This is a genomic window from Luteitalea pratensis (assembly GCF_001618865.1).
Lineage (GTDB): Bacteria > Acidobacteriota > Vicinamibacteria > Vicinamibacterales > Vicinamibacteraceae > Luteitalea > Luteitalea pratensis.
Genome location: NZ_CP015136.1, coordinates 3,130,639 through 3,155,051 on the forward strand (window position 1 = coordinate 3,130,639; position 24,413 = coordinate 3,155,051).

20 protein-coding genes and 1 pseudogene are annotated in these 24,413 nt (G+C 66.4%); 9 read left to right on the forward strand and 12 right to left on the reverse strand.

The window, feature by feature from the left end; genetic code table 11:
• Positions 1-52: 52 nt before the first annotated feature.
• From LuPra_RS12875 to LuPra_RS12890, 4 genes are read right to left on the reverse strand one after another with little or no spacing between them, the layout of a single operon-like run.
• Positions 53-1,786, reverse strand: coding sequence for a CRTAC1 family protein (locus tag LuPra_RS12875; RefSeq protein ID WP_110171121.1), 1,734 nt, complete (start codon positions 1,784-1,786; stop codon positions 53-55).
• A 1-nt stretch (position 1,787) separates the two neighbouring features.
• Positions 1,788-2,834 carry a tetratricopeptide repeat protein gene (locus LuPra_RS12880; protein ID WP_110171122.1) on the reverse strand — a complete coding sequence of 349 codons (1,047 nt, stop codon included), beginning with the start codon at positions 2,832-2,834 and terminating at the stop codon, positions 1,788-1,790.
• Positions 2,815-4,521: a CRTAC1 family protein gene (locus LuPra_RS12885; RefSeq protein WP_234800866.1), complete on the reverse strand. Its 1,707-nt coding sequence runs from the start codon at positions 4,519-4,521 to the stop codon at positions 2,815-2,817. Before LuPra_RS12885 ends, LuPra_RS12880 begins: the two co-directional genes overlap by 20 nt.
• A gap of 19 nt (positions 4,522-4,540) precedes the next feature.
• Positions 4,541-6,103, reverse strand: a complete 1,563-nt coding sequence (locus LuPra_RS12890) for a tetratricopeptide repeat protein (RefSeq protein ID WP_110171124.1) — start codon at positions 6,101-6,103, stop codon at positions 4,541-4,543.
• 829 nt (positions 6,104-6,932) lie between these two features.
• On the opposite strand from LuPra_RS12890, the gene LuPra_RS12895 reads away from it, so the two are divergent.
• Together LuPra_RS12895 and LuPra_RS12900 are read left to right on the forward strand one after the other, a co-directional pair.
• Entirely contained in the window at positions 6,933-7,769 is an 837-nt protein-coding gene (locus LuPra_RS12895; protein ID WP_110171125.1) for a sugar phosphate isomerase/epimerase family protein, read from the forward strand.
• Between the two features lie 3 nt (positions 7,770-7,772).
• Positions 7,773-8,459 carry a formylglycine-generating enzyme family protein gene (locus LuPra_RS12900; RefSeq protein WP_110171126.1) on the forward strand — a complete coding sequence of 229 codons (687 nt, stop codon included), beginning with the start codon at positions 7,773-7,775 and terminating at the stop codon, positions 8,457-8,459.
• Positions 8,460-8,684: 225 nt separating this feature from the next.
• Here LuPra_RS12900 and LuPra_RS31855 read toward each other — a convergent pair whose 3' ends face one another.
• Entirely contained in the window at positions 8,685-9,140 is a 456-nt protein-coding gene (locus LuPra_RS31855; protein WP_157899105.1) for a hypothetical protein, read from the reverse strand.
• A gap of 197 nt (positions 9,141-9,337) precedes the next feature.
• On the opposite strand from LuPra_RS31855, the pseudogene LuPra_RS34460 reads away from it, so the two are divergent.
• Positions 9,338-9,496 (forward strand): annotated as a pseudogene (locus LuPra_RS34460) (formylglycine-generating enzyme family protein); the annotation flags it as partial.
• Positions 9,497-9,564: 68 nt separating this feature from the next.
• Here the strand turns inward: LuPra_RS34460 and LuPra_RS33205 are convergent.
• The 4 genes from LuPra_RS33205 to LuPra_RS12920 all read right to left on the reverse strand — a co-directional run bounded on the left by LuPra_RS33205 (position 9,565) and on the right by LuPra_RS12920 (position 12,052).
• Positions 9,565-9,735 (reverse strand): YtxH domain-containing protein, encoded by a 171-nt coding sequence (locus LuPra_RS33205; RefSeq protein WP_234800997.1) that lies wholly within the window; start codon positions 9,733-9,735, stop codon positions 9,565-9,567.
• 73 nt (positions 9,736-9,808) lie between these two features.
• On the reverse strand, positions 9,809-10,090 hold the full coding sequence (locus tag LuPra_RS32560; RefSeq protein WP_162271254.1) for a hypothetical protein: 282 nt from the start codon (positions 10,088-10,090) through the stop codon (positions 9,809-9,811).
• Entirely contained in the window at positions 10,087-10,410 is a 324-nt protein-coding gene (locus LuPra_RS12915) for a hypothetical protein (RefSeq protein ID WP_110171129.1), read from the reverse strand. Before LuPra_RS12915 ends, LuPra_RS32560 begins: the two co-directional genes overlap by 4 nt.
• Before the next feature lie 406 nt (positions 10,411-10,816).
• A complete protein-coding gene (locus tag LuPra_RS12920) occupies positions 10,817-12,052 on the reverse strand; it encodes a Kelch repeat-containing protein (RefSeq protein ID WP_110171130.1) in 1,236 nt (411 codons plus the stop codon).
• 476 nt (positions 12,053-12,528) lie between these two features.
• Here LuPra_RS12920 and LuPra_RS12930 point away from each other — a divergent pair, with 476 nt between their 5' ends.
• From LuPra_RS12930 to LuPra_RS12940, 3 genes are all read left to right on the forward strand, one after another.
• Complete coding sequence (locus LuPra_RS12930; protein ID WP_157899106.1) at positions 12,529-13,050, forward strand: protein kinase domain-containing protein; 522 nt, start codon at positions 12,529-12,531, stop codon at positions 13,048-13,050.
• A gap of 143 nt (positions 13,051-13,193) precedes the next feature.
• Complete coding sequence (locus LuPra_RS12935; RefSeq protein WP_157899107.1) at positions 13,194-13,775, forward strand: TolB-like translocation protein; 582 nt, start codon at positions 13,194-13,196, stop codon at positions 13,773-13,775.
• A gap of 468 nt (positions 13,776-14,243) precedes the next feature.
• Positions 14,244-14,537 carry a hypothetical protein gene (locus tag LuPra_RS12940; protein WP_110171134.1) on the forward strand — a complete coding sequence of 98 codons (294 nt, stop codon included), beginning with the start codon at positions 14,244-14,246 and terminating at the stop codon, positions 14,535-14,537.
• A gap of 221 nt (positions 14,538-14,758) precedes the next feature.
• On the opposite strand, the gene LuPra_RS12945 is transcribed toward LuPra_RS12940, so the two are convergent.
• The 3 genes from LuPra_RS12945 to LuPra_RS12955 form a co-directional block, all read right to left on the reverse strand.
• A complete protein-coding gene (locus tag LuPra_RS12945) occupies positions 14,759-16,108 on the reverse strand; it encodes a YfcC family protein (protein ID WP_110171135.1) in 1,350 nt (449 codons plus the stop codon).
• 482 nt (positions 16,109-16,590) lie between these two features.
• Positions 16,591-17,649, reverse strand: a complete 1,059-nt coding sequence (locus LuPra_RS12950; protein WP_110171136.1) for an OmpA family protein — start codon at positions 17,647-17,649, stop codon at positions 16,591-16,593.
• Between the two features lie 461 nt (positions 17,650-18,110).
• Positions 18,111-20,240, reverse strand: a complete 2,130-nt coding sequence (locus LuPra_RS12955) for a PD40 domain-containing protein (protein ID WP_162271372.1) — start codon at positions 20,238-20,240, stop codon at positions 18,111-18,113.
• Between the two features lie 208 nt (positions 20,241-20,448).
• Between LuPra_RS12955 and LuPra_RS12960 the strand changes: the two genes are divergently transcribed.
• From LuPra_RS12960 to LuPra_RS12970, 3 genes are all read left to right on the forward strand, one after another.
• Positions 20,449-21,030 (forward strand): cupin domain-containing protein, encoded by a 582-nt coding sequence (locus LuPra_RS12960; RefSeq protein ID WP_110171138.1) that lies wholly within the window; start codon positions 20,449-20,451, stop codon positions 21,028-21,030.
• A gap of 1,275 nt (positions 21,031-22,305) precedes the next feature.
• On the forward strand, positions 22,306-22,755 hold the full coding sequence (locus LuPra_RS12965) for a TolB family protein (RefSeq protein ID WP_110171139.1): 450 nt from the start codon (positions 22,306-22,308) through the stop codon (positions 22,753-22,755).
• Between the two features lie 356 nt (positions 22,756-23,111).
• Entirely contained in the window at positions 23,112-24,239 is a 1,128-nt protein-coding gene (locus tag LuPra_RS12970) for a DUF2252 family protein (RefSeq protein ID WP_157899108.1), read from the forward strand.
• Positions 24,240-24,413: the final 174 nt, after the last annotated feature.

A 24,413-nucleotide genomic window follows, 5' to 3' on the forward strand; every position in this document is an offset into this window, starting at 1 on the left:
TGGGAGGTGATTGACGTCAGCCTAACACCTGTTGGTCACGTGTCAACGGGATTCAGCGGCGGCTGCGCGCGCCCGCAGGCAGCTGCGCGATCTCATGCATTCGGTTGGCTGGAAGAGCTTCCACGACCGTCACGTCTCCGCCCGGCCATCGCACTTCAACCCGGTCCGCCTGCGTGACCCCGCCGAGGCCGACGTGCACCGCGAGTTCGTCGTGCGAGTAGTAGCTCGACTGACTGAGGACGACTCGTGACTGCGTCCGTCCGCCAGCCGTCACGCGAATGGTGGAACCCAGGCCCCGCCGGTTGGCCGCCGTGCCTCTCAGCCGCACGCCAATCCACGCATGCTTCACGCGGGCTGTATTGATGAGCAGCGAGGGTGGCTCGTTCATGTTCATCACGAGCACGTCGATGTCTCCGTCGTTGTCAACGTCGCCGAAGGCCGCGCCGCGACTCGAGTGGGCCGCCGCGACACCCGGTCCCGAGAGCGCGCTGATGTGCTCGAAGCGCCCGTCGCCGCGATTACGGAAGACGACCCGCGGCGAGCGGTGCGGGTACTGCGGCAGCCGGGCTTCTACTTCCGGATACACGTTGCCTGTCACATACAGCAAGTCGGGCCAGCCGTCGTTGTCGAGATCGGGGAGTCCCACACCCCATTGCACGAATCGGTTCTCCACAGCGAGACCGGCAGGCAGCGCCACGTCCTCGAAGAGGCCCCTGCCGAGCGCCTGATATAGGGCCGGGATGTCATCGGCAAAGTGCGTCTTGACGAGATCGAGGCGCCCGTCCGCGTTGACATCCGCAACCCCCAGGCCCATGCCAGCCTGCGGCGCACCGAGAGCGTTGTACGCGGCGCCGCTCTCGAGCGCGACATCGGTAAAGGTGCGGTCGCCGTTGTTTCGGTAGAGGATGGCGGCCGTTGAATCGGCCGCCACGTAGATATCCACGTCGTCATCGCCATCGAGGTCGGCGGCGATCGCGCTCATCGAATATCGACCGCTTACGCGACTGACGCCTGAGCCATCGGAGACATCGACGAAGGACGAGCCGGTGTTGCGATACAGCAGGTTCGTCTCGGCGGGCAATCCCTTGGGACCGCAGTTGACCGATACGCCCCTCCAGGCGCAGTTCGGGCCCTCGCCGGGGTTTGGCGCGGTGTCGAGACTGAACGTGAGGTAGTTGGCGACGAACAGGTCGAGGCGGCCATCGGCGTCGTAGTCGATGAACGTACAGCCCGATCCCCAACGGTCCGCCTTGCCGCCGAGGCCGCGCGCGTCGGTGTGATCCTCGAAACGGCCGCCGCCCATGTTGCGGTACAACAGGTTGTGGCCGTAGTACGTCACGAACAGATCGAGGCGCCCGTCGTTGTCGTAGTCACCCGCACAGACACCGGACGCCCAGCCCACCTTGCGATCGAGACCCGAGCCGCGCGTCACATCTTCGAAGGTCCCGTCGCGCCGGTTGCGATAGAGCCGCGCCGTCGGCGCCTCGCCAGCAGGCCACGTGATCGCCGTGCGTGCGTCCTCACGCAGTCGCGTCCCGCTGAGCACCAACGCGTCGAGCCAGCCGTCGTCGTCGACATCGATGAGCGCGACGCCCGCACCGTTTGCCTCGAGGATGAATCGCTTGCGGTCGACACCGCCGTAGATGCTGGGACGTGTCAGCCCGGCGTCCGCGGCGCGATCGACAAGATGCACGGGCCACTCGTCGTCGGCCGCGACCGACGACCAGATCGAGAGAGAGGCCGCGAGGACGAGCCCAGCGAGCGACAGCGTGGCGAGTGGGACCATGTCAGCGCCGCCCCTGTTGCTGCAACTGTTCGGCCCGGGCGAACGCTTCCTTCGCCGCGGCAGACTGTCCGAGTTGCTGGAGGACCTGGCCGAGCAGGTAATGCGCGGTGCGGTTGTTGGGATCGAAGGCGATGGCGCGGCGCGCCATGCCCTCGGCGAGATCGGGATGCCCGGCGCGCAGGTGCCCGCGGCCGAGCAGGATGTAGGGCGCGCTGTAGTACGGGTTGAGCCAGATCGCGCGTTGCAGGACAGGCAGGGCCCCGTCCCACCGGTCCAGGCGTGCCAGCGCGTCGCCCAGCTGCACCAGCGCCATCGCATCGAGCGGGTTCAGCGCCAACTCGCGTTGGGTGAGCGTGACGGCTTCATCGAGGCGGCCACGGAAGAGAGCTTCCTGGCCGAGGAGGTAGTTGGCCTGCAGCACCGACGCGTTCCGGGCCAGGGCCGCACGCAGGGCCTGCTCCGCCATCTCGTGCATGTCCAGACGAGCCATCAGCTGCCCGGCTGCGACGAAAGCCTCGGCTCGATCTTCATCGAGACCAAACGCCAATGCGAGCGCCCGCCGTGCCGTGTCTGGCTGCCCGGCCTGCACGGCCGCCTGTGCGAGCACGTGGGCGACCTCGGGCGACCGACGGGCCCTGGTGGCGGCCTCGAGGTGGGGAAGTGCCTCCGTGGCGCGGTTGGCAAGCATCAGCGCCAGGCCGAGCACTTCGGTGGCGTGCAGGCGTTCGGCCTCATCCTCCAGTCCGGCCCGCGCGCGCTCCAGGAGGGCGATGGCGCGCGGCGCGTCGCCGAGGTGGTAGTACGCCAGCCCGCGTACGAGGTGACGACGCGCATCCTCGTCGGCGGTGCCGGGATCGCCGAGGAGGTCGAGAGCCGCTTGCGCGCGGCCGGCATCGACGAGGCGTCGCGCCTGCTCGACGCGGTCGTCGGGCGGGGGAGCCTGCGCGATCGCACCGGCGCCGAGCGCGAGGTACACGACCACCGCCCGTACCAGTGAAGCAGCCATCGCCCAGTGTGCGCCCACGGCATCAGCGCCGCGGCGCCGCACCAGAGCCTTCCCGTAGCGTGTGCAGCTGGTTGACGGGCAGGTCGTGCCACTGCTCCTCCATGCCGTTCGGCCAGCGCACGTCGATGCGGTCGACACGGGCGTGGCCTCCAAGCCCGAGATGTAGACGAAAGTCGTTCTGCGCGTAGTAGCTGCCTCCTCCTCGCACCTCGTCGACCCACCTGTCGCCACCGGCGCGCACCGTCACGCGCGCACCAATCGCGTCGGGGTTGGACGCAACGCCGCGCAGGTGAAGCAGCAGCCAGGTTCCAGCCGACGCCCTCGTCTCGAGACGGTACAAATCCGGTCTCGTGTGCATGTTGTTGACGACGACGTCGACGTCGCCGTCGTTGTCGAGGTCGCCGAAGGCCGCGCCACGCCCAGGACGTGCCACTGTCATGGGCGGCCCCAGCCGGTCGGTGACGTCCTCGAACCGGCCCGCGACATTGCGGTACACCACCTTGCGTTGCGCATACGCCGCCTCACCCGGCAACTGTGTGACTTCCGGATAGACATGGCCGTTGACGAGGAACAGGTCCGCCCAGCCATCCCGATCGAAGTCGGCTGCGCCGACGCCCCATCCGAGATACCGCGTGTTGATGCCGATACCGGCCGGGAACGTGCGGTCGTCGCAGAAGCCCTTGCCGTCGTTGAGATACAACGTCGAGGTGTCGCCCGCGAAGTTCGTCTTGAAGAGATCCATGGTCCCCGACCTGTCCAGGTCCGCCACGACCACGCCCATTCCCGCCTGCGGCTTGCCGTCCTTGCTGTAGGCGCACCCCGCCAGCACTGCGGCGTCGCTGAACGTGCCGTCCCGGTTGTTCACGAACAGCGCGCTCGGACTCGAATCACTCGCCACGTACACGTCGACCCACCCGTCGTCGTTGAAGTCGAGGGTGCTGACGCCCATGCCGTACGTGGAGGATGTCCGCGTCACGCCGGACTTCACCGAGATGTCGTCGAAGGTGCCACGCCCCGTGTTGCGATAGAGCACGTACTTGCCGCCCGTGAGGCCAGGTGGTCCGCAGGCGACTGGAATGCCCTTGTAGCGGCACAAGCCGCTGTCGGGTGTCGGCGTGCGACCGGGATCGAAGTCGATGTAGTTGGCCGCGAAGAGATCGAGATGGCCATCGCGATCGATGTCCAGGAATGCGCACCCGGCACCCCATCGCCGCGCCGTGACCAGGCCGGCGGCCTCCGTCACGTCCTCGAATCTTCCACCCGTGTTCCTGAACAGACGGTTCTGGCCCCAGTACGTGACATACAGGTCGTCGCGGCCGTCGCGGTCGTAATCGCCGACGCAGGCGGCCTGTCCCCAGCCGGTCTGACGCAGGCCCATGGCGTCGGTGACGTCCTCGAACCGTCCGTCACGACGATTCCGGTACAGGTGGGCAGTCGGTGTGTGCGCGCCGGTCGGCGGATCGAGCAACGTGCCATTGACGACGAAGATGTCGAGCCAGCCGTCGGCATCGACGTCGATCAGCGCGATCCCTGGCCCCGTGGTCTCGAGCAGGAAGCGGTTGCGATCCACACCCCCGAATACCGTGTCGTGCACGAGGCCCGCCTCCGCCGCCACTTCGCTGAAGGCGAAGGCCAGTGCGCCCTCGCCTGTGGGTGGCGCCGGTTCACGTGCCGCGACGACCGCCACCGAGACGCACGCTGCGGCAACCGTCAGACGGCGCAAGCTCACCGAGTGCGTTGGCATTAGCTTACATGTCCGGAGGCGGCTTGAGGTACGGGGCCAGCCGCGACGCTTCGTCGAAATGTCGCTGCGCGTCGCGGATCTCGCCGCGCGCGCGCAGGGCGAGCGCCAACTGGTAATGCGCCTGGGGGTTGTCGGCCGCGAGGCGTATGGCCTCGCGGAACTGCACGATGGCGCCGTCGAGATCGCTGGCGCGCAAGCGTTCGCGCCCCGCTCCGACGGCGAATGTCGAGGCCTGTGCATCGGCCTTGAGTTGTGAGAGCTGCGTGGCGGTGGCCACGGCCGCGGCGGCGGCGTCGTGATCGCCGTGCTGCTGGAGCGCGCGGGCCAGGCTCAAGTGGGCGTCGGCCGACGAGGGGCGCAAATTGATGGCCGCACGCAGTGCGTCGATGGCCGCCGGCAGGTCGCCACGCTCCTGCAGTACCAGGCCGCGCATATAGTGGGCGTCAGCGAAGGCCGGGTCGATCGTCAGCGCCTTGTCGAACCACTCGGCCGCTTGCGCGGCGCGGCCCGTCTGCCACAGCAGGACGCCGAGCGTGAACGGCGCCTCGCGCATGGTCACGTCCAGCGCGCACGCCTTGCGCAGCGCCCGCTCGGCCTCGTCGAAGTCGTCTTGCTGCTTCAACGCCATGCCCAGGTTGTAGAAGGCCTCGGCGCTGGTGGGGGTGTCCACGAGCATCGCCCGGTAGGTCGCCACGGCTGCGGTCAGGTCGCCCCTCTGCAACTGCGACATGCCGAGGTTGAGCCGCGCCGTGTCCCGCATCGCCGCGTCGCGAGCCAGCACGGACCACAAGTCCTCTGCCTCGCGCCAGTCGCCTTGCTGAACAAGCGCCAGCGCCAGGCTGTTGCTGATGTCCGGTTGGGCCGGATCGAGCGCGAGTGACCGCCTGTACGCCGTGATGGCACCTTCGACATCACCCAGCGACTGCCGTGCCACACCGAGCTGCGCATGCGCCGGCGCCAGCGTTGGACGCAATGCGGCAGCGCGCTCCAGATGCGTCAGTGCCTCGGCACCCCGACCCGACTGGCGTAACGCACGGCCGAGATAGTAGCGGGCCTCCGCATGATCCGGCTGCAGACGCACGGCCTCCGCGAGGGGTTCGACGGCACGCTGAGGCTGCTTGACCCACCAGCGGGTGGCTCCGAGGTGATACTGCGCGTCGAAGTTTCCCGGATCCGCCGCGATGGCACGTTCGAATGTGGCCAGCGCCTCTTCTGTCTGGCCACTGCGCCCAAGCGCGAAGCCCAGCCGGTCGAGGGCGGCTGCGTCGCGGGGGAGTCGGTCGACGGCTTCGCGGTAGTGCGCGATGGCGTCCGAGAGCCGTCCCTCCTGTTCGTCGACGGCTCCGAGAAGAAGGTGGGCATGCCCAGCTGCGGCCTGGCTCCTCGTCAGGGGCTCGAGCATGGCGCGCGCGGCCCCATACTGACCTGCCGCTGCCAGCTTACGAGCGTCCGCCAGGACCTCGCGATCGGACGCGGGCTGTGCGAGCGCGACTCCGCGTGCGCACAGCAGGAGTAGCACGCCAACCGTCGTTCCGTGGCCGCAGATCATCTGCCGCCATCGCGCCATGCCGGCATCTTAAACCGTGAGGCACCAACTGGGCGTGATCCGAGCGCGCGCGGACAGCTTGGTGAACATGAATAGACAGCGCGTCGCGCTCATTGAGGCCCGCGTGCGGGAGCAGATCGGAGCGCCGGCGAGCGCCGGTTCGCTGCCGAAGCGCAGCGGCGCGCTTGCAAGGGGGTACGCGTTCGAGCGAGCTCTACAAGGAACGCGCCCGTTCTCGTGCGCTGGATCGTAGGAACGACGGAACTGTCCGAACGATGGGTGCCGATACCCCCAGGTATCGATACCCCCAGCTCGAAGCGTACCCCCCAGAAATACTCCCACGCCTTCGTGGACGGCGGGCGGTTCGGGAGGCGAGTGGAGCGCGCCGCGCGCCGGTAGTGGGCCGATTTGCTCAGCGTGTTCCACGTTGAAGGGCTGGACGCCCATGGACTGCCATGGACGGCGATAGACCGCTGTGGATGAATAGTGGAGGCGGCGGGAGCCGAATGGCACACCGTAACTCGCGTGCTGATAGCGGCTTGAGCAACGTGGACAGCTTGGTTGCGACAAACGTGCTGGGCATTGCAGAGGCCTTCGTAGCGCCGAGCGCTTGCAAGTCGTGACGCTCAGGGACAGGGCTGTGATGGCATAGGCGACCGACCCGCGGCACGTGTCGGCCGCCTTGGAGTCGTGCGGGTGGCGCGCCTGAACGGATGCGCCGAGGTATTCCTGGCTTTGATCGGCGCTGCTGCCGCGTGGCTGGGCTGGACGGTCCGCTCCGCATCCGGGTCGTGGCGCGATCCGCGGCGACCATGGCTCCTCCAGCCAGAATGAGGCTAGAGTCCTGACGATGATCCCACCCTATGCCATCGGTGTGTGCAGTTGGTCGTTGCAAGTCACGAGCGTGCCTGAGCTACGCGGTTTCCTGAACGAGCTCGGCGTGAACGTGATCCAGATGGCCTGCGGAGATCCGCACCACGCGTCGTGGAACGAGGGCGACGACCTGCCGGCGGCGGCGCTCGCCGCCGGCTTCGACATCCACGCGGCGATGGTCGGGTTCCCGGGCGAGGATTACAGGACGCCGCAGACGATCAAGGAGACAGGCGGCTTCGGCGATCCGGCGACGCGTGCGGCGCGGCTCGAGACACTGAAGTGGGCGCTGGTGCGCACGACCGCGCTGGGTGTCGACCGCCTGACGATGCACGGCGGCTTCATCCCCGACCCCGACGACGATGGGCGGAAGGCCTTCCTTGACACGCTCGGCGAGGCCTCGGCGCTCGCGAAGGCGCACAGGGTCACCCTCGGCCTCGAGACTGGCCAGGAGACGGCTGGCCTGCTGCGTCGCACGCTTGACGACCTGAAGTGCGACAACGTGAAGGTCAACTTCGACCCCGCCAACATGCTGCTCTACGACATGGGCGATCCGATCAGTGCCGTCGAGATCCTCGGACCCGACATCGCGACCGTCCACTGCAAGGACGCCTTTCGCCCGACGACGCCAGGGGACTGGGGCCAGGAGGTGCCGCTCGGCGAGGGCGCCGTGAACATGGCGCTGTTCATCGAGACGCTGAAGAAGGTGGGCTACGTCGGGCCGCTCGTGATCGAGCGCGAGGTGGGCAACCAGCCGGAGCGGCTCGCCGACTGCGCGCACGGGATCCGCGTCCTGCGCGACATCCTCGAGGGGTAGGGCATGGCCCTCGACGAGGTCTTCGCTCGCATCCCCGAAGGCTGGTTTGAGATGGGCAGCGACGAGGGCCCCGCCGAGGAGCGACCGGTGCACCGGGTGTGGGTCGAGGCGTTCGACTTCGCGGTGTACCCGGTGACCTGCGTTGCCTACGCGCTGTTTCTGCGCGCCAGCGGCCACGCCCCCCCGCGCGACTGGACGCTCTTGTCCACGATTCCCGATCGTCCCGTGGTCGGCGTGAGCTGGTTCGACTGCCAGGCCTACTGCCGGTGGCGTGCGTCCGAAGGCTCGCCGGTGCGGCTGCCGTCCGAAGCGGAATGGGAGCGCGCCGCGCGGGGCGGGATCGATGGGCAGATGTATCCGTGGGGCAACGCGATCCCCGCGTGGATCCCGGAGGGCGGCCGCGGCCCGCTGGAGGCACCGTGGCCGGTCACGCTGGGAGAGCCGAATCCGTTCGGGCTGTTCGGCATCGCCGCGAACGTGCACGAGTGGTGCGCGGACTGGTACGCGTCCGATTACTATCGCGTCTCCGCCTCCGACCAGCCAGCCGGGCCGGAGGACGGTGTCCGCCGCGCATCGCGAGGCGGGTCATGGCGGCACGCGGTCACCATGAGCCGCTGCGCCGCGCGGAGCCGGCTCGATCCGTCCTACCGGTATACGGATTACGGCTTCCGTGTCGCTCGGCAGCGGTAGAGGGTCAGCCGAAGGTGTCGGCCCGGCTCCACGAAGGTGCCTAATGCGCTGCCCGATCGACACTGTTCACATCTCCGTTGCTTGTCGTCGTCGCTGGCGGCAGCACGGTCTCGCAGCGGTGAGCAGGCGCGACTGCCGTGCCCCCTTGCCAGGCACGCCCCACCCCTCCACGATCCAGCCCAGGCCGTAGTTGTGGTTGAAGCACTTCACGGTGGTGCAATGGGATCAGCGCGGCGCCGGCAGAACATTCGGAAAGAACCCGGATGCGCCGCAGACCATCACGGTCGCGCGCATGACGCAAGACGGTATCGAGCTCGCCGACTTGTTGCGCAAGCAACTGCCGAAGGACACGATCATTCTCGTCGGCCACTCGTGGGATCGATCCTTGGCGTCCACATGGCGAAGGCGCGGCCCGACCTCTTCGACCCGTTCGTTGGCACGGGCCAGGTGGCCGACCCGGCGACGAGCGACGCCGTGGCGTATGGGGAACTGTTGACGAAGGCGGAGATGCTCAAGGATGCGCGCGCCGGTCGGGAGCTGCGCGAGGTTGGCCCGCCCCCATATCCTGACGGCCGTGGGTATCGCGTGCAGCGCAAGTGGTCGAATTTGTTCGAGGGCGCGGACGGGTTCATCTTTTCCATGGTCGGCCTCGCCCTCGCTGCGCCGGGTTGCTGTCACCATTCGACCTCTGGCCGCCGGGGCAGTCGCGTGGAGGACCTCGATGTCCAGTGGTTCGAGCCGGCGCTTGCAGCTTGCGGTCGTCCTCGGTCTGTGCGCAACCGGCATGGCCTTGGCGCAGCGAACACCCAACGCGGGCATGTCCGCCGGGCTTCCCGCAGCCGGTAGCGTTCATCAAGGACTGCCCCGAATGCCCGGAAATGCTGGAGGTGCCAGTCGGGCAGTTCCTGATGGGCTCGCCGCCAGGAGAGCCCGATCGGGACGACGATGAGGGTCCGCAACACACGGTCACGATCGCCAGGCCATTTGCCGCCGGCAGGTACGAGGTCACGTTCGACGAGTGGGACGCGTGCGTGGCCGGAGGTGGCTGCGCCGGAGCGGCGGACGACGGCTGGGGACGCGGCCGGCGGCCCGTGATCCGCGTGAGCTACTTCTTCACGTCTTTTGCGACGTCCTTCGCTGCGTCCTTTGTCTTGTCGACGGCCTTGTCGACCTTCTCTCCAGCCTTCTCAGCTGGGCCCTTTTCCGGACACGCACTGGTAGCGACCGCGACCGCTGACAGAGCAAGGACGACGATGATGTTGCGGATGATCTTCATGGCGCTCATTTTGCGTTGCGGCCTCCTGGCGGCTCCGCGAGGGAGTCCGCCATCAGCACTACACGGGCGATTGTCAGAAGCCAGAACCTTCTTTGGCGAGCTTCGCCTCGCGCTCATATTCCGCTGCGTCGTCGGTGCTGGCAGGCAGGTCGCCAGAATCGGCGGGTAGCTGAATTGGCTGCCCCTCCGACTCCATGTTCTTCTCCTGGTCCCGCTGCGTGCCCTGGGGCTTGCTCGCAGGGCTCGTTGGGTCCGGACTGCACGCATCTGTGGGTTCAGCTGTCCCGGCATGACCTTCTCCGGCGGCGCTCAAGGGCTGGCCTTCGTCGTGTATTTCGGAGTTCGAGTCAATCATGCAAGTTCTCCTCGACTATTCGATTGCGGTACAGGTGTAGCGAATACCCACTCGCGGCCGTCTTCCGCGTTCTGTTCCATCTCTTTCAGCTCAGCGATCCCTTCCGAGCTCTCCGAGTCGTTCTCCTTGGACGCCATCTCGGTTGGGACGTCGCCCTCGGAACCACTCGGCAGCGACCTGGGAACAAAGTCGCCGGGCACCGGGTGTTCTGTGGGCAAATCATCGATGTCGTGAGTAGGCACGCGCTCGTTGCCGGTGGCGACGTGCCCCTTGTCCTCATCGCGCGCGTCGAACTTTCGAGCTGCGTCTTGCCGATCCATGGAGTGCCTCCGCCTTGGCCGGAGCACGTCTCGTGCCGACGCCCCATGCGGGAAGCCGCTGAGGCCGCCGCGACCGAGTCCTAGTCAAGGAGTCGTTCTTGCAGCCGGGCGGCGGAGCGCCACGGCAGTCGGCTGGAGTCGCTCGAGGCGGTCAACAGAGAGGCACGGATGGGACGACGGGATCGCCATCGACGCGGGAGCGCCCATGGCGCGGCGACCGCTGGGACGTGCGTGTTGAGCCGGGCGGTGCTGTCAGGGCCGACGCCGGCGTGCCTGTCAAATGGCTAGCCAGCGTGGGCGGACGGGCAGCAGCCCACTGGATCTTGGCCGGGTGCTCCGAGACGCCCTGATCGTCTCGATGTGGTGTGTGCTGGCGGCGTGCCATCGCCACGCCCGGATCGTGACGCTACACGACGGTGACCGTCGTCGACACTGACACGCCGTCGGGCCCGGTGGCCGTAATCGGCAGGGATGCAGGCACGGGCATCGGCAGCACCTGCGGAACCGGAAACTGCGTCGACCCGGTCAACAGCATCGGCGGGATCATCAGCTGCCTGACTCCCAGGCAGTCGACGACCGCGACGACGGGAGTGGTAAGCGGCCCCGCCAGACTGACCGTGACGGTGAGACTACCGCCTCGCATCACCGGGTCCGGCGCGGCCGTCACCGAGCCAAGGATACCGGTCACAGGACCACCGCCGCCGGGCCCGCCTGGGCTCGTGACGTCGGCGTGTTCCCAGGTGTCGCCTTTCACCGAGGTTGCCGCCCCCGTGCTCTCGGGCGGCACGGTGACGCCACCAAAGAGCACGACGCACCCGCGCCCACTATCGAACGCCATCGCGTGACCGAGTCGGGGCCCCACCCCCATATCCTGTCGCGCCGTCCAATGGGTGCCGTTCCATTCCCAGGTGAGGCCGAACAGCTCGCGGGGTGCCGAGCCCGCAGACGTGGTGATGCCACCGAACAGGGTCGATACCTTGCTTCGAAACACCATGGCGGCGCCGACGGCGCCGCGCGGTCCGACGTCTTCGACGTGACGCCATGAGGTCCCGTCCCATTCCCACGTGTCCGAGAACGCCGCACCGGTTCCTGCGCCGCCGAACAGCACCGTGCGGTGTCGAACCCGGTCGTAAGTCATAACGTGGCCACTCCGCGGTGGAGGACCGGAGTCTTCGACCTGCGACCAGTCCTCGCCGTCCCATTCCCACGTGTCTTCTAACGGCGCGCCACCACCTGACGGCTGACCGCCGAAGAGAACGACGCGGCCGCGAGCGGCATCGAACGCTGTTGCGTGGAAGGCGCGCGCAGCTGGACCGGCGTTCTGCATCTGGGTCCAGGCGCTGCCGTCCCACTCCCAGGTGTCGTTCAGGTCGGCGCCGCCTGAATTACCGCCGAAGAGCACGGTCCGATTGCGTATGGAGTCGTACGCCATCGAGTGGCCGCCGCGCGGTCCCGGCCCCAGGTCCTCGACCTGCGTCCAGTCCGATCCGTCCCAGTCCCAGGTGTCGTTGAACAGGTGACCGGCGAGCGAATCACCGCCAAACAACAGTACCCGCCGGCGGGCCGCATCGTAGGCCATGGCGTGCGCGTACCGCGGCCTCGGGCCGATATCCTGCTTCTGCGTCCACAACAGCTTGGCCATCACGACCTCAGAGGGCGAGCTCCAGAATCGGAGACGGCGATTCTACAGTCATGACGCCGCCGTGTGGCGTTCGTGCACGGCTCTGGGCGCCGTCGATGGGCCGGCTGTGACGCCGCTAGAGCGTCGCCTGACCACGCCGCATGATCGTGCGATGAAGTCGCAGGTTCACCCGAAGTACAAGACGCACTATCGGGTGGGCAATTGGCAGGTGTACGAGCGCGCCCTGGTCAGGCGGGGCGAAGTCAGTTGCTCGACGTCGCGACGCACAACCTCCCGGCCACAGGACCGCTGCATCTGATCGTCGACAGCACAGGACTTTCAGTGGTGGGCGAAGCGCGGGCCACGCGAAACATCGCGGCAGGCCAAGCTGGGAAAGGCCATGCGGGACTCTCGGTTGGTCCGGTCCGCGCCGCCGACGAGCGGCGCTCATCGTGCTGCCTGAGGTACTCTTCTGACCAGATGAGCGAGTGGACCCGGTGTCGCTGACATCAGGGCATCGACTAGGCCCGTACGAGATCCTGACGCCGCTGGGCGCGGGCGGGATGGGCGAGGTCTACCGCGGCCGCGACTCTCGCCTCGATCGAGAGGTGGCCATCAAGGTCCTGCCCGCGGATCGAATGGCCGACCCCGCTCGACGATGGGCGTTCGTACAGGAAGCCAAGGCCGCCTCCGCGCTCAACCACCCGCACATCGTCACCATCCACGAGATTGAGTCCGTGATCACGCGGCTCACGTCCGAGCACGACACCGGAGCCGGGAGCTTCTCGCCTGACGGCACGCAGATCGCGTACGCCTCGACGGGCGAGGACGGCACGAACTGGGATATCCGGACGAGAATCCTCGGTGCCCCGGAGGTTCGTCGTCTGACGACCGATCCGGCTAGCGAGCAGTTTCCCGCGTGGTCGCCCAGACGGCACACAGATCGCGTTTGTGCGTTACGAGCTGGGGGCGTCGTATGGGGGAGCCCTGGACGGTCCACCCCGCTACGGTGCACGTGATTTCAGCGCTCGGCGGAACGGCGCGCCGTGTGAGCGCGCTCCCTGCCAGGGCGCAGTTGTCATGGTCTCCCGACTCGGCGTGGCTGGCAGTCGCGACGGCCCCTGCTGTGGGTGACGCTCCCGGAGGTATCCATCTGATTTCCATGGCGACGGGTGAAGCTCGCGCCATCACGCGCCCCGACCCGCCCACGTTCCACCTGGCGCCCACGTTTTCAGCCGACGGACGAGCCGTGGCCTATGCATCGTGCCAGAGACTCGACCTCTGCGACGTCTACGTCGTGCAGCTCGACGCCGACCTGAAACCGAGCGCGACGACGGGCCTACTCGTTCGGCAGCCCGTGCCGATCACGGGAACCGCCTGGACACGCGATGGCCGCTGGATCGTCTACGCCAACTTTGCATGGTCGGAAGAGCTCAACACGTTGTGGCGGGTCCGGGTGACGGCACACGACGCACCAGAGGGCATCGAGTTCGGGGGACGTGCACAGTTCCAGTCGGTGGCCACAGGTGTCGATCGGCTGGCGTTCGTCCGCCACCACCAGGACGCCGACGTGTATCGACTCCTGCCAGGGAACGCCCCGAGCGCGATCGTGAAGTCGACGAGGGTGGAGTTTCATCCGCGCTATTCACCGGACGGCCTGCAGCTCGCTTTCGAGTCCGGGGGCCGGGTGGCGGTAGCGAAATCTGGCTCGCGGACGCCGATGGCTCGAGTCCTGTGCAACTGACGCGTGCCCCGGGGCGCGGCCAGGGGTCGCCGGCGTGGGCGCCAGACGCGCGCTCGATTGCGTTCGACGCGTTCTGCCCGACGACTCGGCCATCGTGTACGGGCTCTATCGCGCCCCGGGCGATCTCATGATGATCGACCACTTCCATTGAAGGCACGGCGCCGGCATCGACAAGGCTCAGTGGCGTTGGTGCATGGCTGCGGACCGTCAGGTAGTGGGTCTGCCGTTGGAGCGCTGGCATGTCGGCGGCCCGCGGCGGCATGATCGTGGGATGAAGTCGAGAGTCCATCTGGGTGTCGACGGCGCCGGCGTGATCGTCGCGTAAGCGCTGACCGAGGCGATAGTGGACGACGCGACCGTGGGCATCTGATTAGCTCGGCAGCTGGCGACATCGCCAGCGTCACGGCGGCCGCGGCCTACGACACCGTCGCCTTCTATGAGGCCGCGAGCGCGCGCCACGCGCGGGTCGTGGTGCCGCCGACCAAAACTGCAAAGGTGTCGCGGCGCGGGCCGCGCTCGCGTGCACGCGAGCGCGCGATCACCGACGTGGACGCACTCGGACGGCGCCAGTGGAAGAAGGTCTCGGGCTACCATCGGCAGGCCCGGCTAGAGAACGCCTTCTTCCGCTACAAGTCCATCATTGGCGATAGCCTTTGCGCTCGTAGTCGCCATGGCCGGGACGTCGAGGCGCGCCTTGCCTGTCGTATTCTGAATCGGATGACCGCGCTTGGCAGGCCGGAGCCGATTGCGATCAGTCGGTGACGACGCCGGGGCGGGCGAGTTGCGAGTCCAGTGTCGAGCCATGCACAACGCCAGTGGCGGTGGTCGATGATCCCGTCCGAAATCTGTATACATCTCGGACGGCCTCCGACGTGGCGTCCGCCTACACGCTGCGAACCGACGGATTGTGAATGAGTTTCGGCAGCGTGGCTCAGGCCGCCGTGATCAGGTAGTTGCAAATTCCGTCCCTGACACCCAGCCAGCTAGCGCAGCCCCGTCACCACGGCCACGGCAATTGCGAGCAGGCCCAGGACGAACAGCATCGCGCACGCTGGCGCCGCAAAACGAAACCAGCGATCGAAGCGGACGCCCGCCAGTGCAAGGACCGCCATCAGTGTGCCGTCGGTCGGGAGGATGTGGTTGATGACGCCAGCACCGAACTGATACGCGAGCACGGTCACCTGCCTCGAGACACCAAGAAGATCCGACATCGGCACAAGAATCGGCATGGTCAGCACCGCACGGCCGGATGTACTGGGGATGGCAATGGAGATCGCGGCCTGCACCACCGTCATCCCGAGCGCGAACACAACCGCCGGCAGGTCCGCGAGCGGTGTCACCATCCCATTGATGACCGTATCGACGATCTTGCCCTTGTCGAGCACCACGAAGATTGCGCGTGCGAAACCGATCAGCGTCGCGGCAAAGGCCATCGAGCGGAAGCCTTCGACGAATGCGCGAGCCGTGCCGTCGATACCGAGCCCGGCGAGCAAGCCGGCGACCACGCCCATTCCGAAGAACAGGGCTCCGAGCTCATTGAATCCCCAGTCGTAGCGCACCGCCCCGAACACGTAGACGGCGAACGTCGCCCCGACCATCAGCAGGATCGCCGCCTGGCGCCAGTCGAGCGGAACTGTCGTCTCCCGGAATGCGACCTCCGGCGCCGTCCGCATGCCTTTCGCATGCCGCATCGTCCACCACGTCCAGATCACGAGTCCCGCTACGAGGACCGCCATGCGGAACTCGAGGCCCGACAGCAGCGGCAGCTGCGCCACTTTCTGCGCGATGCCAACACTGAACGGATTGATCGGGCTGAACGCGACGCCGACGGCCGCCGCGCCGATGCTCATGGCCACGGCCGTAATCGGATCGTACCCGGCGCGACGGACCAGGAGCAGCAGCACCGGCACCAGCGGGACGATCTCTTCCCACATGCCTTCCACCGCTCCGCAGGCGGCGAACGTCACGCAGCAGATCGGGACGACTAGATCTGTGCGATCACCCAGCACCTTCACCAGCCAAACCACGCCCTGGTTGAATGCGCCGGTATGTTCGACGACGCTGAACGCGCCGCCGACGAGGAAGATGAGAAAGATCACTGCCGCCGCCTCGGTCATCCCCTGCGGCAAGGCCATCAACGCTGCGAACGGTCCAACCGGGCTTTGCGGAAGAGGGTGAAACGAGCCAGCAACGACGGCCCGCCGTCCTGTAGCCGGATCATCTCGTCGCTCGAACTCGCCGGCTCGCACGACATGCGTGAGCACAGCGGCGGCAAAGACGCAGGCGAGGAGCATAACGAGGGGATGCGGAATGCGGGAGAGCATCGGGGACATCTGCGCGCGATGCTACCCGATCCAACGCAGTGCGTCTCTTGCTGGAGTCCGGCGCGAACGTCAACGCGGCGTTGGTGCATGGCTGCGGACCGTCGAGGCTGGAAGAAACTCCATCTGGGTCGGCTTCTATGAGGCCGCGAGGGCGGGACACGTCCAAGTGGTCGTGCCGCCGATCATGACGGCACGGGTGTCGCGCCACGGACCACGCTCGCATGTGCGCGGTCGCACGATTGCCGACGTGGACGCGCTCGGGCGGCGCGAGTGGAATAAGGCCTCGGACTGCCATCAGCTGCGACAGGTGTCCGGCACTCACGGCGACGGTGTGAACACCACGACTCAATGCCCGCGTCGCTCGCTTTCGCCTAATGACGAGAACTCGCGCAGGAAAGTGCAGAATGTCTGGGCATGTAGCCCGGCGCGGTCCACCGCCTTCGATACGCCGCCGGCCACCGACATATGAGCGCAACGCGTACGCGAGCGCGCTACCGGACGGCCGCGGCGACGTCTTCGACGAGCTGCACTCGGCGATTCTTGGCGCGACCGTCTTCCGTCTTGTTGGACGCGACGGGACTCGCGAACGAGACGCCGAACGGTGTGAGCCGCTTGGGGTCCGCGGCGAACTTCGATGTCAAGGTCTGCACCACCGCCGCGGCACGACGCTGCGACAGATCCTTGTTGAAGTCGAATGCCCCCACGTTGTCGGTGTGACCGACGACGAGGAGGCGCAGCGCCGGGTCGCCCTTGAGGAGCTTGGCGATCTCTTCGAGCGTCGGCATCGATTCGGGCTTGACCGTCGCGCTGTTGAAGTCGAACAGGATGCCATAGAGAGCGACGCTGCCGGCCGTCGCGATGCCTTTCGCCATCTCACCAGCAGAGACCGTCACCATGTTGGTTTCCATCGGCTTCGCTTCGACGATGTCGAGCTGCGCGATGACCTGGCCGTCGGCCGCCGTCTTGCCCCTGCTCGGCGGATCGGCGTAAAGGAACTTGCCCCAGCCTTCTCCGATCGCCGCCGCATAGAGTGCAACGTGCACGTCACCCTCGGGGCGCGCCAGCTTGGCGGCAAGATAGCGGTCGTCCTGCGCCACGAGCATGTTGAAGTGGGTCCTGCTGACGGACGGCAGCTCGAGGTCTTGATAGCCGGCGACGGCGAAGGCCGAGTCGTACTTCCCCTCTCCGAGCGCAGCATGATCGCCGGCAAAGAGAGTGGTGAAGCCTGCCCGCTTCAGTTCCTGCTGGTAATTTCGAATCACCTCGAGTGCCGATCGGCCGACGGGAACGAGGTATGTCAACCGCGTGACGCGGCCTTCGAGTATCAGCACTTTCGGCAAATGCGCTTTGTCGCCTTGGCCGACGACGGCGCCGACCGGCAGTTTGTACTCGTCGAAATCTCTCTGCGAGTAACGCACGATCGTCGAACCTTCGTATCGCTTGATCAGCGGGTGATCCGCGCTCTTCGGCACGTCGCGCGACTCGACGTGAACGCTGGAGAGCGTCAGGGCCACCGCGACAGCCGACAGCGAGCGCACGCGAAGCCACATCGACGTCCTCCTTCGCTGGTGCCACACACAGACTACCGTCCCGACCGTGCCAATTCCGAGGGCTGGCCGCTGAGCTTGAACAACACTCCGGTCAGGAGAGTCGAGTGCAGTGGTCACAGCTTGGTCGCGATGAACAGCGCTGGCGTGACGACCCGCACAGCGTGCCCCGGGGTCTCTCGTCCACAGGGCAGGACGTCTACCCTGCTGCGCTCTGTAATCGCGATGCGAAGGGGAGGGTAGACGGCATTCACCCGGATGCACAGAGCATGACCATGCTCTCTTCTGGCGATGGATGGCTCAGGTGTTGCCGGGCGAGGTCACTCTCGGAAGAGCTCGAAGCGCCTTCTGTCTTCTGGTTGGCCGGTGTGCCGCACCCATTTCGTTCGCCACTTGCGTCGAGAAATAGGGGAGGACGGGGAACGGAACTGGGCTGTTTGTTCTGAGTGACTGGACGTCAGCGGTTACCGATCAAGCATCCAGATGTTGGCAGCTGACGCCGCAAGCGTGACATACAGATATCCGGCGGCCACATGATTGCTGGTTTGGGCGCCTGCCGCGAATGGAGCGCGCAGGCGCGCCTGGTGGAAATGCTGCACCGCCTGGGGACTGCCGACCGGCCGCTTCGTTCCAGGATCGAGCGGCTGACGCCACGCACAGAGCGCGCCATCTCTTGAGGAGAAGTAGTAAATCGCCGATCCGTCTGACGACCAGCTTGGCTGCACACCGAAATCGCGCACGATCGGTATCCACGCGTCGACGGGGGCGGGCTCCTCGGAGACTACCGGAACCGCATAAATCTGTCGAAGCGAGGGCGAATTCGTCGTGTGGAAGACCATCCACCGTCCGTCGGGCGAGAACCGGGGTTGAAGGAGGTTCCACGTGGGGTGCGCGGCCAGCTCGATTTCGCGCCCGGAACTGATGTCTCGTAACAGAAGGCGCGTCGGGGTACCCCGTTGAACCACCAGGCGTGCCCCGTCCGGCGACCAATCGCCGGGAGAGCAGTCGTCACAGAGTGTCGAGCCCGGGCCACCCTGAGAGGGAATCAGATCGATTCTGGGCCTGTCCGACACAGGCCTGGCGGCGGCCACCGTGGACCCCTCGCGGTTGATCCGCCCTGCTCGGGCGGTCGCAGACGTGAGCTGGCGCTCGCGTCCGGTGTCGATGTCTCTGACCCAGATCTGATCCTGCCCGGTCCGGGAGGAGAGGAACGCCATCGTCCCACCGTCATCGCTCATGTTTATCAGCCGGTCGCTCGCAGCGTTGTCAGTGACGCGTTCGATGGCGCCCTTCGCGAGACCTGTGTTGACGTCGAGGGGCAGCCGCCACACGTCGACGTTCTCGGCCACGCTGGTGAAGAATACGTGACCGGAGGCGTTGACGGTGGGGCTTCGTTCGATGGCCGTTCCGAACGTCAGCCTTGCAGGCTCTCCAGCGACACGACCCGTGTCGGGGGAAATCGGCACCTGCCACACGTTCGACGCCCCTTCGTCGTAGTTCGCGAAAATGACGGAACCGTCCCGGCTCCACCCCCCTGGAATCGGCACGCCTTTCAAGCCGCCCGTGCGAAGCACCTCGAGCGCCCCGGTTCGGATGGGTTCGCCTCCATTGACGCCAACGAGGTACCAATCGAGCGACGACTGGTTCGGATCGCGATCGCGCACCCCAAGGAAGAGGATCTTCTCGCCGTCAGGTGACCATGTTCCGAACCGCGCGTGCGGGAACTCCGGTGCAAGCGCGCGCGAGGGTCCGCCGCTGGCTGGAATGACAAAAAGACCCGTCGACCGCGTGACTGTCATCGCTCCAATCGACACCCACACCGGCGGGCCGGTCCAGTACGTCACCCATCGTCCGTCCGGAGAGAACCGTGGCGTGCGTGCCGACACCGCTGACACGAGCAGGCGAGGCTCCCCGCCCGCGACAGCAACGATGTAAAGGCCGGCCCCTTCTCCTCTGGAGAAGGCGATTGAGCTGCCGTCCGGCGAGAACGAGGGCTCGAGCTCATCACCCGACGTGCTCGTGACGCGGCTCGGTCGCTCCTCGCGTGTTGGCTGTACCCAGATGTCGAGGTCACCTGATCCGCCGCGGTCAGACGCGTACGCGAGCAGCGATCCGTCAGCCGAGAGCGCGGGGTCGATATTGACGCCCGAGGTCGACGTGAGCCTCAGGAGCGCCCGGCTGGGGTCTGCCGCGGGCTCCGAGCGTCGCGGCAGCCACGTCAGTGCGAGGAACGTCGCCGGAAGCACCACGAGGCTCGCCGCAATTCCGACCCACCATCGCCGCCTCCGATTGGCTGGCTCGGGTGCGAAGTCAGCAGACGGGACGCCGCTTGGAACTTCAGGAGCGGTCTCCTCGCTGCTGACCGTTTGCGGCTCGAGTTGCTGCCGCCGGCCTTGCCACCACGTGTCCAGTTCGGCAGGGTAGGCGTACACCGATCCGCGCTTGTCATGCTGATGACGATGCACGGGCATGCTCTCGCGCTTCTCCCACCGCTGGACGGTGCTCTCGTCCCGACTCAGATAACGCGCGATCTCCTTCCACGAGTCCAGGCGACCGCCTGGTTGGCTGGATGAGGGCGCGAGGGGATCGGTCAACGCTGGGCTCGGGTTCGGCGTGGTGACGCGCCTTGATTCTAGTCGCAAGGCAGCCGCAATAGGCCGCATCAGGCGGCAAGAGCCCGATCCCACGCCGGTGCCGCCTCTTGCAGGTTGTGAGTCTCAGCCCATACGGCCATTGTCGTCGCCAGGGACGCACCAATGACGGCAACGAGGGCTCGCCCTCCCCTGAGAGCGGAGAAGCACGATGAAACCGATTCGGTCACGAACCACACGCATCCTCGCGGTCGGCGCAGCCATGCTGGCGGTCGGCAGCGCAATCACCTACGCGGCCATCGTCGTCGTCAGGTACGACGGAGCCAGCGAACACATCGGCTTGCGTGGGGGGGCGGCCCAGGTCACGGCACGGGTGCTCAGAACGCCGGCCGGCGAAGTCACCGGCGCATGGCATTACCACCCGGGCTATGTCTACAACGTGGTCACGCAGGGCACGATCACGATCGAGGATGGCTGCGGCGCGACCAAGCAGTACTCCGCAGGAGAGGCCTTCGAGACGTCAGAAGGTCGTGTCCACCGCGCCTACAATCTGGGTGCCGAGGACGCGGTCGAGTACAACATGTTCGTCGGTCCGCCAGCCAGGCCGCTCGGCGTCAACATCCCCGACAACGAGCACCGGTGCGGCCCACCCAGCACCGTCGACGAATGCAGGAACGGCGGGTGGGGAACGTTCACGCATCCGGGCCCGTTCGCCAACCAGGGGGCCTGTGTAGCGTACGTCAATCAGCGCAGGCGGATCACACTCCTTGTGCCCGAGGATCCCATTCGATAGCTATCGGTGCACTCGCAGCGGCATGGCCGCGGCGTGCTCGTGTGGCAACGACGGCCCCGGGAACTCCCGACCAGTGCGGGCACGGCTTGGTCAATTGCGGCTTTGGTGCACGGCGGCAGAGTCGCCCGTGGAGAGGCCGGCTGTAGATCCTTCTGATGCTTCTCAGAGGACATGCGAGCAGCGGTGGCGCGACGCTGTGGGCAGCACGCAGTGTAGCACTCGGCATCACTGAGAAAGCGACGGCCTCATGATGTGGAACCTCTATTTCAGGCCGATTACCGCTGCATTCATCGCCTTCTCCACGGTAACGCGTGGTGACGAAGCATGCGGCACGGACTTGTGAGCCGGCCAGTGACGGCGGGTCCGCTTCTACCATGAGGACGGGACGTAGCGTCACTAAGGCCCGGATCGCGCTTGTAGCCGGACGTCTCTGTGCCGCCGCCGTGGTGATCCCCATGGCGGCCGAAAAACTCGAGCACCATCGCCTGCGCGGCGCCCGCGCCTCTCGACGTCGCTACCTTCATCGCGAACGCCGGCATCCACGAGCGAATGTCTGCGCGCTCGCTGCTCCACATGCGGGAACGCGCTTGTGCACAGCACGGTGGAAAGCAGGGCCTCAGACCCGGTGTGCCGGTCATTCACGACAACACACTTGCAGCCGTCAACGCGTCCTCTCCGATACTGCTCGTACCCGCCACAGCTGCCAAGACGGCGCCGCCGACGGGCGGCGTAGCGCTCGCTACGCGACGTGACCTGCCTTCCAATCTCGTTGCGCCGCATCTTCTCGAGCCCCAGCTGGCGAGGATGTGGAAGCGACATGAAGGACGTTTCCAATATCTTTCTCCATGACCTCGAGGCGTCCACGACGACGCTTGTCAGCCGCGGCGTGGACGGCGCCGCGAGCGATGGCGCAAGCACGCGGCCCGTGCTCTCGGGGAGCGGACACTTCGTGGCCTTCGAGTCCGTCGCGTCCAACTTGGTGTGCCGAAAGCGATGCCGCCCGCTAGACCTGGACATCAACCTCTTGACCGATGTGTTCGTCTTCGATCGAGATAAGCGGTCGATCGTACGCCTCAGTTCCGATTCGCACACCGGCTGGATGGAGGCGAGTGGGTCGCCAGCGCTCGACGCAAGCGGACGCGTTGCGGCGTTCTCATCGCGATCCTCCTTGCCAGGGACGTCGACAAATTCCCATGGAACTGGTCGCGCGACGGACGGTTTCTGCTTTTCGGCACGCAGTCGGCGGCAACGGGCAGCGACCTCTGGGTATTGCCGATGGCCGGCGACCGGAAGCCTTTTCCGTTCCTGGTGACGCCGTTCAATGAGACGCTGGCGCGGCTTCAAGACGCGCGCTGGATCGCGTATACGTCAGACGAAAGCGGGCTGTCGCAAGTGTACGTCGCGCCGTTTCCAGGGCCCGGCGACAGGTCGATGATCTCCGGAACCGGCGGCCACATGCCGCGGTGGAGCGGCGATGGAAAGCAGATGTTCTTTCTCGAATTGGACGGGACAGTCATGGCCGTCGGCGTGAACGGAGACGGCGCCGCCTTCGAGTTCCAGCCGCCACAACGGTTGTTCACCTCGAAGCCCAACTGGTCGTCGCAGTATCACTACGACGTCACGCCAGACGGGCAGCGGTTCCTCATGGCCACGCCCCCCGACGACGCCGGTCCTGCACGTCCGATCACGGTCGTGCTGAACTGGCAGCCGACGAGCGAGAAGTGACGGCGCGCCGCGCGCTACTACCCGACCGTCCATCCGCCGTTTTAGAGCACGAGCACGACCGAGAACTCGAGGCGTTGGTGCATGGCTGCGGACCGTCATGGTAGTGGGTCGGCCATTGAAGCCGCTGGCATGTCGGGGGCCCGCGGCGGCATGATCGTGCGATGAAGTCGCGGGTGCATCCCACGAAGCTGTCGGCAACTGTTAAGGAGGCCGTCGCCGATGCCACACTCAAAACGTCGTAAGAGATCACATGATCCTCGTTTTGGCGAGCGACTGTTGTCGGCTTCGCGAAAATGCAGGAGAATCGGCGGCTCAGGGCAAGCGAGGGACGTCCTCGCCAAGGGAGCTGGATTGACATGCGTAGCATCTTCAAATCCACACGCGACTTCGAGGCGTGGATGCGAAAGCGAACGGACGTCTCCGGGAGGCTGCTCAAGAAGAAGCACCGCGAAATGGGTAGTACGAAGGCGTTCCCGTTCCTGCGGGCGACTTTCTACCGTTGGGCTGAACAATGGCCACAGGTGTGTCCACGGCTTGCCGAGCGAGAGGAGGACGTGCTGCTTGCGGTGGGCGATCTGCACGTGGAGAACTTCGGTGTCTGGCGGGACTCGCGACAGCGGCTGGTTTGGGGGATTAACGACTTCGACGACGCCTGCGAGCTGCCGTTTACGAGCGATCTCGTGCGGCTTGCCGCCAGCGCCGCACTGGCAGCAGAGGCGGCCGAGGTGCACGTGTCGGCCAAATGGGTGTGCGCAGTGATCCTCGAAGGCTATCGGACCGGACTCCGTACCGAAGGGAAGCCGATCCTGCTCTCTGACCGGCGACACGCGGCACTGGTCAAGCTGACGAGGGACACGCAGGAAGACCCGAAGACGTTCTGGAAGAAGAAGCTCGACGCACACGACAACCCCAAGATCGACGCGGCCGAGCTTCCGAAAGGGCTCGAGGATATGTTCCGCGCCTCGTTTCCACCCGGCGCGGACTTGGCGTTCCGAGCGCAGAAGTCGCCGGGCGGCTTGGGCAGTCTCGGGCGGCGGCGCTTCACAGCCGTGGAGAATCCGAAGAACGGCGTGCGTAACGGACGCGAGGCCAAGGCGCTTGTGCCCTCCGCACTGTATTGGTGGACCGGGCAGGAGCACATGCCCTCGCAGACGGCGACACTGCTCCAACACGCGGTTCGAGATCCCGACCCACACTTTCAGGTGCATGACAGCTGGCTGGTCCGCCAGCTTGCGCCGGACATCGCGAAAATCGAAATGCCCAAGAGCGCGCGCGACAAGCGGCTCGTGCTGGCCCCGGCCCTGCTGCGGCTGATGGGCCGGGAGACGGCCAACATCCATCTCGGCAGCCGCAGTCGGGATGCGCTGGAGACGCTGCTGAAGGGACTCGATCGCGACGAGCAGTGGTTTGCCACGGCGACCGAAGGGATGGCCGCCTGCACTCGCAAAGACCACGCAGAGTGGGCAAGGCACTACAACGACTGATCCCGCAGAACGGCCCTACTCAGAGGTCCGTTCTTGGCGCGACTGAGATGGAGTGGACCCCGCAGATCAGCGATGTCAGCAACAGATGGAAACAGGGCGGCCACATCGCGCATGTCGCAATCGCAACAAGACCGTGCAATTCAGAATGTCATGAATTCAGCGATTCGCCACACA